Source organism: Salinimicrobium tongyeongense, assembly GCF_026109735.1.
GTDB lineage: Bacteria > Bacteroidota > Bacteroidia > Flavobacteriales > Flavobacteriaceae > Salinimicrobium > Salinimicrobium tongyeongense.
The window spans coordinates 2,217,205-2,229,838 of the sequence record NZ_CP069620.1; the positions used below are offsets into that span (position 1 = coordinate 2,217,205).

The window sequence follows — 12,634 nt, forward strand, 5'->3', positions numbered from 1 at the left end:
TATGAATTTAAGAGGCAGAAATAAGATCAGTCCCGAATTCAGTATGAGTTCAATGACCGATATCGTATTCCTGTTGTTGATCTTTTTTATGCTCACCTCACCGGCCATCACTCCGGAAGCGCTTGATCTTATCCTGCCAAAGGCAAAAGGTAAGACCACGACCAAACAAAATGTGGCGGTGAGTATTACAAAAGACCTTCAGGTATATATCAACAAAGAAAGAGTGAGCAACAGCGCACTCGAAGCAAGGTTGAAAGAGGTCCTGAGCGGCGAAGAAGACCCTACCATCATCCTGCGGGCCGAAGAAGGGGTGCCAATCGAAAAAGCTGTGGATGTGATGGATATAGCCAACAGGAACCGTTACAAGATCGTACTTGCCGTAAAACCTGAATAAAAAAAATGTTCCACAAGATTTTTAATAATTGTGGAACTATGTTTGTGGCATAAATTTTAAGAGAAGAGCAAAGTGAAATACCTGGAAACAGAACACGAACGAAAGTCGATGGCAATAACGGTGGTGCTTCACGTACTGCTTATCCTGCTATTGCTGTTCTTTGGTTTCACGTATCTCGACCCGCCACCAGAAAGCGGGATAGCCATAAACTTTGGAACTTCCGAAGTAGGTTCGGGCGTTGAACAGCCTACTGAACCTGTAAAAACAGCACCGCAGCAAACCAGTGCCCCGGTTACCCCGGTAGAGACCAATATTGAAGAAGAAGTGGTTACCCAGGAGATTACCGAAGCGCCTGTAATTGAGAAGAAGAAGGAAGAAAAGCTGGTTCAAAAGGTAGAAACGCCGGTGAAAAAGGTGGAAGAACCTGTCAAAAAACCCGATCCCAAACCTTCAAAATCTACTACCGATGCCCTGAGCAGTATACTAAACGGCCCCGCTAACGACGGGCAGGCGAGAGGCGGAGAAGGTAACGACCAGGCTGCGGGCGACAAAGGCAGCCCCGATGGCGATCCTAACGCCAAATCATACTACGGAACCGGAATGGGCCTTGACGGCGATGGCAATTACCGGTTGGGTGGCCGTAAGGCTTTGAACAAAGAAAAATTTGTGCAGGATTGTAACGAATCGGGTATAGTGGTGGTGCAAATCGAGGTAAATCGAAGCGGTGCAGTAACCCACGCCATTCCCGGCGTTAAGGGAACAACAAACAACGCTACCTGTCTTACCGATCCTGCAAAAAGGGCAGCCCTGGCCACGCGCTTTAACAGCGACCCCGATGCTCCCGTGAAGCAGGTTGGAACCATTATCTACAATTTCAAACTTACCGAATAACTTTGATGACTTATACTGAAACTGTTGACTGGATGTTTCAGCAGTTGCCCATGTATCAGCAGGTGGGGAATAAAGCTTACCGGGTAGACCTTTCCAATATCAATAAACTGGTAAAGCAGCTGGGCAATCCGCACAGGGCTTTCAAAAGCATACACGTTGCCGGTACCAACGGCAAGGGTTCTGTTTCGCACATGCTCGCTTCGGTCTTTCAGGAGGCCGGGTATAAGGTAGGGCTTTACACTTCCCCGCATTTAAAAGACTTTAGGGAGCGAATAAAGATCAACGGCCAGATGATTCCTGAAGCTGCCGTAGTGCAATTCATTGCTGCCAATAAAACATTTTTTGAACAGGAAAGCCTGTCGTTCTTTGAAATGACGGTGGGAATGGCTTTTAGCTACTTTTCCGAAGAGAAAGTCGACATTGCGATTATTGAAGTGGGGCTTGGCGGAAGGCTCGATTCCACCAATATCATTTCCCCGGAACTTTCGGTGATCACCAATATAGGTTTTGATCACGTGAACATTCTTGGCAACACGCTGCCTAAGATTGCTGCGGAAAAAGGCGGAATTATCAAAGAAAAAACTCCTGTGGTGATAGGGGAGTTTCAGGAAGAGACTTTTCCTGTTTTTAAGGAATTGGCTGAAGCCAAAATTGCGCCACTTTATTTAGCCGAAGACTTCTGCGGAAGATCATATACTTCCGATCTAAAGGGGCAGTATCAGAAATGGAATATACGTACAGTTTCTATGGCTTTAGATGTGCTGAAAGACCTTGGGTGGGAGCTGGGGGAAGAAGCTGCAGAAAAAGGTCTCAAAAATGTCATTTTTAACACCGGACTTCGTGGCCGTTGGGAAGTGCTGCAGGAAGCACCACGGGTAATTTGTGATACGGCACATAATAAAGAGGGGCTGGTTTATGCCATGAAACAGCTGCAGGAAGAAAAATTTGAGAATTTGCACCTGGTGATAGGAGTGGTAAACGATAAAGATCTTGCTTCGGTGCTGCCCATTTTTCCAAAATCGGCAAAATATTATTTTTCCAGACCAGATGTCCCCCGCGGACTTGCTGCGGAAGAATTACAAAAAACAGCAGCCAAAAATGGCCTTTTTGGGAAGGTATTTTCTTCAGTTACTGAAGCTTACGAAGCCGCGCTACAAGAGGCTTCTGCTAAAGATGTGGTCTATGTGGGAGGCAGTACTTTCACGGTGGCAGAAATAATTTAATTTTTTTGAAATTATTCTTTGCATAATTGAAAATGTAGTCTATATTTGCATCCGCATTCAGAGAGAGAGACACTTCAAGAATGCCGAAGTTCATTAAAATTTTAGGGCAATTAGCTCAGTTGGTTCAGAGCACCTCGTTTACACCGAGGGGGTCGGGGGTTCGAATCCCTCATTGCCCACACAAGTAAAGGCTTCCTTTTTGGAGGCCTTTTTTGGTTTCAGGGTGATTAGCTCAGCTGGTTCAGAGCACTACCTCGACAAGGTAGGGGTCACTGGTTCGAACCCAGTATCACCCACATAGTGGGAAATTCCAAATTTCAAATTCAAAACAAACCTCGCAGGTTCCAAAACCTGTGAGGTTTTTTCATTTTTAGCAGGCTACACTCAATTTTATATTTTTCACATTTTGTGTAAAATGTAGAAGCTATGTATTTTTTATTAACTTTAGCATTTGTCTTCAGTGGAAACTAATTTTCGCTGAAGTAGAACATCGGGAAGATCTGTTTATATAAATACAAAGCCCCTATAACATGAAAAATTCAGAAAGATTTGCAATTAAAAACCTGTTGCATCAAAAGAGTTATCTCTCCAATGGCCAATTAATTCCCTGGGAAGGAGAAATGGATGAAGTGTATTCCACTATTTCTACCGGTGATAGCTATGAGCCTACCCTGCTGGGGACAGTGCCTCACATGGATGAATCTACTGCGCTTGAGGTGCTTGAAAGTGCCTGCAGGGCGTATGGTAAAGGCCAGGGCATATGGCCCACCATGAAGGTGTCTGACAGGATTGCGGCTATGGAGCAATTCGTGTCTCAAATGAAGACCAAGAGGGAGGAGGTTGTGAAGCTGCTCATGTGGGAAATTGGAAAATCCCTGCCCGATTCAGAAAAGGAATTTGACCGTACCGTAGAATACATTTACGATACTATAGAAGAATACAAGCAGCTTGACCGTGACAGTGCGAAGTTTCAGAAACGGGATAAGGTAAACGCGCATATTAGGAGGGGGCCGCTGGGAGTGGTGTTGTGCCTTGGGCCGTATAATTATCCGCTAAACGAAACTTTTGCCCTGCTCATCCCGGCGCTTATTATGGGTAACACAGTGATCTTTAAACCTGCCAAACACGGGGTGTTGTTACTCACGCCTTTACTTGAAGCTTTCAGGAATAGTTTTCCGGAGGGTGCGGTGAACGTGATATTCGGAAGGGGGAGAACGGTTGCAGCTCCCATTATGAAGAGCGGGAGAATTGATGTGCTTGCCCTCATTGGCAACAGTAAATCGGCCATTGCCCTGCAGGATCAGCATCCATACAAGAATCGTCTAAGGCTGGTGCTTGGACTGGAGGCGAAGAACCCTGCTATCATCCTTCCCGATGCAGATCTCGACCTCACTATTGAAGAAGTACTTACCGGAACCCTGTCTTTTAACGGACAACGCTGTACCGCCCTTAAAATCGTTTATGTTCATGAAGATATCCGGGAGGAATTCAATGAGAGGTTCGCCAGGCGCGTAGATGAATTGAAATTTGGGAATCCCTGGGAGCCTGGCGTAAAACTTACGCCACTGCCCGAACCAGATAAACCGTCATACATCCGGGAGCTTATTGATGACGCTAAGGAAAAAGGAGCTTCAGTATTGAACAAAAAGGGAGGGGAAACTTCCGAGAACTTTATTTTTCCTGCAGTTCTTTATCCGGTGACTTCAGAGATGCGGGTGTATAAGGAAGAGCAGTTTGGGCCTGTAATTCCTGTAAAGCCTTTTTCTGATATAGATTCGTTGCTCGATGAAATTGCCGCCTCAAACTACGGGCAGCAGGTGAGTTTATTTGGGCGTAGTATTAAACAATTGTCTCCGCTTATAGATACTATGGTAAACCTGGTGTGTCGTGTAAATTTAAACAGTGCCTGCCAGCGAGGGCCCGATGTGTTCCCTTTCACCGGAAGAAAAGATTCGGCAGTAGGTACGCTAAGTGTGCATGATGCCCTGCGATCTTTCTCCATAAGGACCTTTGTGGCCTCAAAAGAGAATGATTACAACAACGCAATAATAAGGGAGCTCCTGGAAAGCAGGAATTCAAATTTTGTAAGTACAGATTATATCCTGTAACACAAAAAGCCCCGGTCTAAAGAGATCGGGGCTTGTTTTTTTAAGGCGGGTGGGTTTACAGTAATTCCAGCACCCGTTCCAGTGCCATGCCACGGGAGCCTTTAATAAGGATCACCCCCCGATTAAATTCTGAAGGTTGGTACCAGGCTCTGAATTCTTCAAAAGTGGCAAATTTCCTCACCTTTTTTGATTTTACCGAGGTGGCGGCAAAATTGGAGCCTATCAGAAAAACCTTATCGACATGAGACTTCTGGTAATTTTCGGTTAATTCCTCATGTTCTGCCGCGGCCATAGCCCCCAGCTCAAACATGTCGCCCAAAATTGCTATTTTAGGAGACATATCCATTCTGCTTAGATTGTCTAAAGCTGCAGCCATACTTGAAGGATTTGCATTGTAGGCATCCATAATGATCTTGCGGTTGTCTTTAAGGATAATTTGCGACCTGTTGTTCTGCGGAAGGTAATCTTCAAGAGCTTTTTTGATCTCTTCTGTGGGTACTTTAAAGTAAGTTCCTACGGCATAAGCTGCGGCCATGTTGGTGCTGTTGTAGGCACCGGTAAGATTCCCTGTTATTTCCTGGTTTTCGGCTTTAATTCCCGCAAAAGAATCGCGGCTGGTAAGTTCAATCTTTAGATCGGCTTCTGTTGTATTGCCAAAAGTGAAGGTTTTTTTATAATTCTGCTCTTCTTTTTGCAAAGGATCATCAAGGTTCAAAAAGAGCATTTTGTCACTGCTTTTTAAATGCTGGTAGAGCTCTTTTTTGCCTTTTATAACACCTTCAACCCCGCCAAAACCTTCAAGGTGGGCTTTGCCGAAATTTGTGATGTATCCAAAATCGGGCAGGGCAATGTTGCAGAGGAAGCTTATTTCTTTTTGGTGGTTAGCGCCCATTTCAACTATTCCCAGTTCGGTTTCACGGTTCATAGACAGCAAAGTGAGAGGGACTCCAATGTGGTTATTGAGGTTTCCAGGGGTTGCCACAGTCCTGTACTTTTTGGAAAGTACCGCGTTAAACAATTCTTTGGTGGTGGTTTTTCCGTTGCTTCCGGTAAGGGCGAGAACAGGAACCTTAAGATATTTTCGATGAAAAGCGGCTAGTTCCTGAAGCGCTTTCAGGCTGTCTTCAACTTTAATGAACCTGTTGTTTTCTTCTAAATGTTCGTCAATAACAGCGTATGCTGCACCTTTTTGAAGTGCTTCCGCAGCAAATTCATTGGCGTTGAAATTCTCTCCTTTTAAAGCGAAGAAAATACTGTCATCTTTTATTTTCCTGGTGTCGGTACTAATTCCTGAGCTTTTCAGGAAAAGCTCGTGGAGCTGTGGTATATTCATAAACTAAAGCTATAAAAAAAAGCCCTAATCAAATTAGGGCTTTTTAGAAATATTTATGCGAAGATTAATCTCTTGCTGTCTTGTTCTTGTTCAGGGACTTGGAGCCAACTCTTGACATTGCGTTTCTAAACCCAATATAATCGGTTGCCATGTCTTGCGGGAAATACCTTCTTTGTGCAGGATCTAACCAGTAAGCGCGATCTCTCCATGAACCTCCTTTATAGACCCTTACATTGTCATCTACAAGGGTAGTTCGTCCCGTAGACTGGTCGTACTGTAGGCTTTGCCCCCCAAGGCTGTCAACGCTGGCGGTGTGAACCGGAGAGTTGTACATACGCTTGTTAGGGTCCTGGACGGTTTCATCACCAAAAGAATCGTAGTACCTGCTGGAATTTCTATCGCCATCCCTGAAGTTTCTCTGGTCACTTTCGTTAAAGTTGGTGCGCAGGTAAGTATCCTGGGGTGTGATGGGAACAGTTTTAATTTCTCCCGGAAGGTTCCTGGCTACTATTCTGCCGTTGCTCAAAGTGTCGTATTCTATTTCATCAACGCCTAAAACTTTTACGGTTCCATCTTCGGTAATAGCGTGTTTGGTATATACGTTACCGCGGTAATAGTTGAAGTCGTTGAACTCGTCATCTACTATGGGTCGGTAAACGTCGGCAACCCATTCGGCCACGTTACCGGCCATGTCGTAAAGTCCGAAATCATTTGGTTCATAAGATTTTACTTCGGCAGTAATATCGGCACCATCATCGCTCCATCCTGCAATTCCGCCGTAATCTCCATCTCCCTGCTTGAAATTGGCCATTTGGTCACCACGTTTTCTGGCATCGCCACTTCGGGTGTACTGGCTGTCCCACGGGTATTTTTTTCTTCCGCGGTAAACATTGTAGTTTCTAATACCTACAAGGGCAAGCGCTGCATATTCCCACTCGGCTTCGGTAGGAAGTCGGTACTCGGGAAGGAGCACTCCGTGTTTGCGCTGTACATATAGATTGGTACTGTCTTTGGTCATAAAACGGTCGGCTTTATTTCCGCCTCTCACAAGGCTGTCACTTCCGCCGTAGACCTGGTTTGGTGCATTTAAATAGGTTTCGGTGCTAAAACCCTGGCCTGGTTCAGCAGCAAAACGTGCACCTTCAGCAGTGAAACCTTCTTTTTCAAGGCGAAGTTCGTTCACCCTGTCGGTTCTCCATTTACTGAATTCAACTGCCTGTATCCAGCTCACTCCCACTACAGGATAGTTGGCATAGGCAGGGTGGCGCAAATAATTATTGGTCATGGTCTCGTTGTAGCCCAACCTGTTTCTCCAGACCAAAGTATCGGGAAGGGCACCCTGGTAGATATTTCTATATCTTTCTTCACTTGGAGGGTAAACTCTTTTAAGGTAATCGAGATATTCAAGGTACATGAGGTTGGTCACCTCGGTTTCGTCCATGTAAAAAGACTGAACGTGTTGTTGGGTAGGGGTGTTGTTCCAATCGTGCATTACATCATCCTGTACCCTTCCCATAGTAAAGGTACCTCCTTCAACGAAGATAAGCCCGGGGCCGGCATCCTGCTCATCGTAATCGGCATTGTAATTAAAACCACCTTCTTTTGAGTTGATGTCCCAACCCGTAGCGCGGGAATTGTCTTTGTAATCCCTCGAGTTGTTACAGCTAAAAAGTCCAGCACTCAACGCGATGGCAAAAAGAGCTTTTACAGCAACTTTGTTTCTCATATTCACATTATCTTTTATAGCAATTATGGCTCTGCAATATAGTAATTAACGCAAAACTACCAAGATTATTTCAACTGAAACGGAATCCTGTAGTTTCCTGAAAATCTTTATGATAACGCAGCTTTTAACAAATTATTTTACTGCCTTTAAAAACAGCTGATAAAACTTCCTGATGCATTAAGAGGCAAAAGTAGTGGTTTTTTGACAACTTTTTTCTTTTCTTTAAGCTTGAGTTGAATTAGTTACCAATAATTTATCTGTAAAAATATGGGTGGTGTACTGGTGGCGGCGGGTAAATAAGTATTTTGGGGTTGCTGTACAAGCTTCTGTTAAATTATACGTTATATTATGGTATAAGGAGAAATTGGGTTCGTATCATATATTCTAAAGGTTTTCAGGTATATTTGTTAATTATTAATAGTCTTATGAAAAAAATATCACTCTACACCTTTGCGGTGGTTTTGCTCGTTGGTGGGAAATCTTTTGCTCAGGAAGAGCGTGACCGGGTGATCACCACGGCGGCTTCTACTCTAATGATAGCAGCCGATGCACGTGCTGCAGGTTTGGGTGACCAGGGAGTGGCAACTTCTGCCGATGCTTATTCCCAGCAGTGGAATCCGGCGAAATATGTTTTTGTTCAAAGTGAGCAGGGCCTGGGGGTAAATTACACGCCCTATTTAAGTGAACTCGTGAATGATATCTTTTTGGGGAATGTTACTTATTACAACCGCATAAGTGAAAGAAGTGCTTTTGGTGCCAGCCTGAAGTACTTTAGTATGGGAAATATAGAAGCCCGTGATTATCCCGATGAAGTCGCGCGCATTCTTAGCCCTAATGAATTTACGCTCGACCTGTCTTACGCCCTTAAATTAAGTGACCATTTTTCTATGGCGGTAGCGGGAAGGTTTCTTCGCTCTGACCTTAAAATTGCAGAATTGGATCCCGATGCCAGTGCAGCCAATACTTTTGGGGTTGATGTTTCGGCTTTTTACCAGAGTGACCAGATAGATTTCACACAGTTTGACGGCCGCTGGAGGGCAGGTGTGAACATTTCAAATATTGGGCCTAAGATAAAATACGATGCGGGGGGGCAGGAAAACTTCATTCCTACCAATTTAAAGCTGGGGGGTGGTTTTGATTTTATCCTTGATAACTCAAACCGGATAGGGACTTATTTGGAGTTCAATAAACTGCTCGTGCCCACTCCGCAGGATTTTGACGGAGACGGAGATAGGGATGCCGAAGATATTCAGGAGTATAATTCTATAGGTGCCATTGAAGGAATTTTTAAATCTTTTGGAGATGCACCCGATGGCATGAGTGAAGAGCTGAAGGAAATAACTTATGCGGTTGGGGCCGAGTATGTATATGAAGAGGTATTTTCCCTTAGAACCGGGTATTTCCACGAAAGCCCTGAAAAAGGTTCACGCGAATTTATTTCATTCGGTGCCGGCTTCAGGCATAATATTGTTGATATAGACCTTTCTTACCTTTTTTCAACTTCCGAAGTAGTGAGTCCGCTGGAAGGTACTTTGCGTTTTGGTCTCACCTTTAACTTTGGCAGCGAATACGAACAGTATTAGGAGAGAAATAAAATCGGCGGTACTTTTTTGATTATTACATAACTTTGTACCTCAAAACGAGGAAATAACAAGCTCCCGGACTATTTTAGTTACGGGAGATTTTTTCTAGATAAAGAACAAAATGAAAACAATAACTATAAGTGCAGATCTCGGGGTCTATGAAAATGAAGCTGAATTGCCCGAAGATGTGCAGAAATTAATGCAGGAGGCGATTGCAGCCAGGGAAAAATCTTACTCGCCATATTCTCAGTTCAAGGTAGGGGCCGCAATTCTTCTTGAGAACGGCAAAGTGGTCACAGGGAGTAACCAGGAAAATGCTTCTTATCCTGCCGGTTTGTGCGCCGAGAGAACCGCCATCTTTTACGCGGGGGCGACATATCCGAATATAAAGATCAAAAAAATGGCCTTAACGGCGCGTTCCGAAAAGCAGAAGGTTGAAGTGCCCACGCCGCCCTGCGGCTCATGCAGGCAGGCAATTGCCGAGTATGAGGTGAGGCAGGATGAGCCTATTGAAATCTACTTTATGGGAGAGAAAGGCAGGGTGGTAAAAGCCAGTTCTGTTTCCGATCTTTTACCTCTAATATTTGACAGTACATACCTATAACGTTTTCGCGCTTTTTTCAATAGGAAACTGTTTTTAGTTCCTTTTGAAAATAGTATTTTTGTGTTTCGCTTGGCGCAAGCATCGCTTAGCCTTAAAAATAAGTAGTTAAATGAAGAAAATAACAAAAGCCACTTATCTAAAGTGGTATGAGGACATGCTGTTTTGGCGCAAGTTTGAAGACAAACTGGCCCAGGTTTACATTCAGCAAAAGGTTAGAGGTTTTTTGCACCTGTATAACGGGCAGGAAGCTATACTTGCAGGTGCGCTGCACGTAATGGATCTTTCTAAAGATAAAATGATCACCGCTTATAGAAACCACGTTCAGCCAATAGGTATGGGGGTGGACCCAAGAAGGGTGATGGCCGAGTTATACGGTAAAAAAACAGGTACTTCCCACGGTATGGGTGGTTCAATGCATATTTTCTCAAAAGAACACCGCTTTTACGGCGGGCACGGTATTGTGGGAGGGCAAATTCCTCTGGGTGCCGGCCTTGCCTTTGCAGATAAATATTTTAAAAGAGATGCGGTTACCCTAACCTTCCTTGGTGATGGTGCTGCAAGACAGGGTTCCCTGCACGAGACCTTCACCATGGCCGTAAAATGGAACCTGCCGGTGGTTTTTTGTGTTGAGAATAACGGTTACGCCATGGGTACTTCGGTTGCGCGTACTTCAAAGAGTACAGAGATCTGGAAACTTGGTCTTGGATACGATATGCCATGTGGCCCTGTAGATGCCATGAACCCCGAAAAAGTGGCCGAGGCTCTTGATGAAGCCATCAAAAGGGCGCGTAAAGGGGAAGGGCCGACTTTCCTTGAACTGAAAACCTACCGTTACCGCGGTCACTCTATGAGTGATGCTCAACAGTACCGTACCAAAGAGGAGGTAGCCGAGTACCAGAAAATTGATCCTATTACCCAGGTGAAGGATATCATCAAAAAGAACAAATACGCTACAGATAAAGAAATTAAGGCTATAGACAAAAAGGTGAAAGACCTGGTTTCTGAATGTGAGAAATTTGCTGAAGAATCCGATTTTCCAGATGTCCAGCAGTTGTATGATGTAGTGTACGAGCAAAAAGATTATCCGTTTTTACCCCATAAATTATAAAAGTTATGGCAGAAGTAATTAAAATGCCACGCCTTAGTGACACCATGGAAGAAGGTGTTGTTGCTAAGTGGTTAAAACAAAAAGGTGACAAAATTGAAGAAGGGGATATTCTGGCCGAGATCGAGACCGATAAGGCAACCATGGAATTTGAATCTTTCTACGAAGGCACCTTGCTGCATATAGGAATTGATGAAGGCGAAACTGCACCCGTTGATGCCCTGCTGGCAATAGTTGGGGAAGAAGGAGAGGATATTTCCTCACTTTTGGATGGTAAAGCCGATGCTTCTAAAGAAGCTCCTAAAACTGAAACTGAAGAAAAACCTGAAGCTTCAACCGATTCAGATTCTTCTTCTTCGGAAGGAGAGGCCGAAGGAGCCGATATTCCTGAAGGAGTAGAAGTGGTAAGAATGCCACGCCTTAGTGATACCATGGAAGAAGGAACTGTTGCTTCCTGGATCAAGAAAGAAGGGGATGAGGTTGAAGAGGGAGACATCCTTGCCGAGATCGAAACCGATAAGGCTACCATGGAGTTTGAATCTTTCTATTCGGGTACGTTGTTGCACGTGGGGATCCAGGAAGGCGAAACTGCACCGGTAGATGCTGTTCTTGCCATTATTGGCCCTAAAGGTACAGACGTTTCTTCGATAGTTAAATCGGGAGGAGCAGTGAAACCATCAGCTTCAAAGAGCACCGAAGAGAAAAAAGAAGAAAAGCCCCAGGCTTCCGAAGAAACTTCGCAAGGGGCTACAGCTTCAGACGGAGGTAGAATCTTTGCTTCGCCCCTGGCAAAAAAGATGGCCGATGATCTTGGTATCGACCTTTCTAAGGTAAAAGGTTCCGGAGAAAACAACCGCATTGTCAAAAAAGACATTGAGAACTACAAACCTTCAGCAAAAACCGAAGAAGCAAAACCTGCTGCTGCCGCACAGCCTCAGCAACAGGCACAGCCTTCACCGGTTCAGGTTTACACTCCGGCAGGCGAAGAGAGCTTTGAAGAGGTTAAGAATTCTCAAATGCGCAAGACCATTGCCAAGAGGCTTTCTGAATCTAAATACAACGCCCCCCATTACTATCTCACCATCGAGGTAGATATGGCCAACGCTATGGCCAACCGCAAGCAGATCAATGAGATCCCAGACGTGAAGGTTTCCTTCAATGATATGGTGATCAAAGCTTCGGCTATGGCCCTTAGAAAACACCCACAGGTGAATTCTCAGTGGACGGGAGATACTACCAAAATTGCGAAACACATCCACATGGGGGTTGCAGTAGCCGTTGAAGAAGGACTCGTGGTTCCTGTATTGAAATATGCAGATCAAATGTCGCTTACGCAAATTGGCGGACAGGTGAAAGAACTTGCAGGGAAAGCCCGTAACAAGAAGTTGCAGCCTCAGGAAATGGAAGGCAGCACCTTTACGGTCTCTAACCTTGGAATGTTTGGAATCACCGAGTTTACCAGCATTATCAATCAGCCAAACTCCGCTATACTTTCAGTAGGAGCTATTGTTGAGAAGCCGGTAGTGAGAAATGGGCAAATTGTGGTAGGGAATACCATGAAGCTTACGCTTGCCTGCGATCACCGTACGGTAGATGGTGCAACCGGGGCCCAGTTCCTGCAAACCCTTAAGACTTACATTGAAAATCCTGTGACCATGCTGGCCTAA

The 12,634-nt window shown here is 44.7% G+C and carries 10 protein-coding genes and 2 tRNA genes; 10 read left to right on the forward strand and 2 right to left on the reverse strand.

Annotation, left to right across the window (positions count from 1 at the left end):
* Position 1: 1 nt before the first annotated feature.
* The 6 genes from JRG66_RS09815 to JRG66_RS09840 all read left to right on the forward strand — a co-directional run bounded on the left by JRG66_RS09815 (position 2) and on the right by JRG66_RS09840 (position 4,616).
* Entirely contained in the window at positions 2 to 394 is a 393-nt protein-coding gene (locus JRG66_RS09815; protein ID WP_265162593.1) for an ExbD/TolR family protein, read from the forward strand.
* 72 nt (positions 395 to 466) lie between these two features.
* Positions 467 to 1,285: an energy transducer TonB gene (locus JRG66_RS09820; protein WP_265162594.1), complete on the forward strand. Its 819-nt coding sequence runs from the start codon at positions 467 to 469 to the stop codon at positions 1,283 to 1,285.
* Between the two features lie 5 nt (positions 1,286 to 1,290).
* Positions 1,291 to 2,508, forward strand: coding sequence for a bifunctional folylpolyglutamate synthase/dihydrofolate synthase (locus JRG66_RS09825; protein ID WP_265162595.1), 1,218 nt, complete (start codon positions 1,291 to 1,293; stop codon positions 2,506 to 2,508).
* Positions 2,509 to 2,612: 104 nt separating this feature from the next.
* Positions 2,613 to 2,687: transfer RNA gene (locus JRG66_RS09830), tRNA-Val, on the forward strand.
* A 42-nt stretch (positions 2,688 to 2,729) separates the two neighbouring features.
* A tRNA-Val gene (locus JRG66_RS09835) sits at positions 2,730 to 2,804 on the forward strand.
* A 234-nt stretch (positions 2,805 to 3,038) separates the two neighbouring features.
* A complete protein-coding gene (locus JRG66_RS09840; RefSeq protein ID WP_265162596.1) occupies positions 3,039 to 4,616 on the forward strand; it encodes an NADP-dependent glyceraldehyde-3-phosphate dehydrogenase in 1,578 nt (525 codons plus the stop codon).
* 55 nt (positions 4,617 to 4,671) lie between these two features.
* Here JRG66_RS09840 and JRG66_RS09845 read toward each other — a convergent pair whose 3' ends face one another.
* Complete coding sequence (locus tag JRG66_RS09845) at positions 4,672 to 5,949, reverse strand: UDP-N-acetylmuramoyl-tripeptide--D-alanyl-D-alanine ligase (protein WP_265162597.1); 1,278 nt, start codon at positions 5,947 to 5,949, stop codon at positions 4,672 to 4,674.
* Between the two features lie 64 nt (positions 5,950 to 6,013).
* Positions 6,014 to 7,675 carry a gliding motility lipoprotein GldJ gene (gene gldJ / locus JRG66_RS09850; protein WP_265162598.1) on the reverse strand — a complete coding sequence of 554 codons (1,662 nt, stop codon included), beginning with the start codon at positions 7,673 to 7,675 and terminating at the stop codon, positions 6,014 to 6,016.
* 425 nt (positions 7,676 to 8,100) lie between these two features.
* Here gldJ and porV point away from each other — a divergent pair, with 425 nt between their 5' ends.
* The 4 genes from porV to JRG66_RS09870 all read left to right on the forward strand — a co-directional run bounded on the left by porV (position 8,101) and on the right by JRG66_RS09870 (position 12,634).
* Complete coding sequence (gene porV, locus JRG66_RS09855) at positions 8,101 to 9,258, forward strand: type IX secretion system outer membrane channel protein PorV (protein ID WP_265162599.1); 1,158 nt, start codon at positions 8,101 to 8,103, stop codon at positions 9,256 to 9,258.
* 121 nt (positions 9,259 to 9,379) lie between these two features.
* Positions 9,380 to 9,862, forward strand: coding sequence for a cytidine deaminase (gene cdd / locus JRG66_RS09860; protein WP_265162600.1), 483 nt, complete (start codon positions 9,380 to 9,382; stop codon positions 9,860 to 9,862).
* A 109-nt stretch (positions 9,863 to 9,971) separates the two neighbouring features.
* A complete protein-coding gene (pdhA, locus tag JRG66_RS09865) occupies positions 9,972 to 10,970 on the forward strand; it encodes a pyruvate dehydrogenase (acetyl-transferring) E1 component subunit alpha (protein ID WP_265162601.1) in 999 nt (332 codons plus the stop codon).
* A 5-nt stretch (positions 10,971 to 10,975) separates the two neighbouring features.
* Entirely contained in the window at positions 10,976 to 12,634 is a 1,659-nt protein-coding gene (locus JRG66_RS09870; RefSeq protein ID WP_265162602.1) for a pyruvate dehydrogenase complex dihydrolipoamide acetyltransferase, read from the forward strand.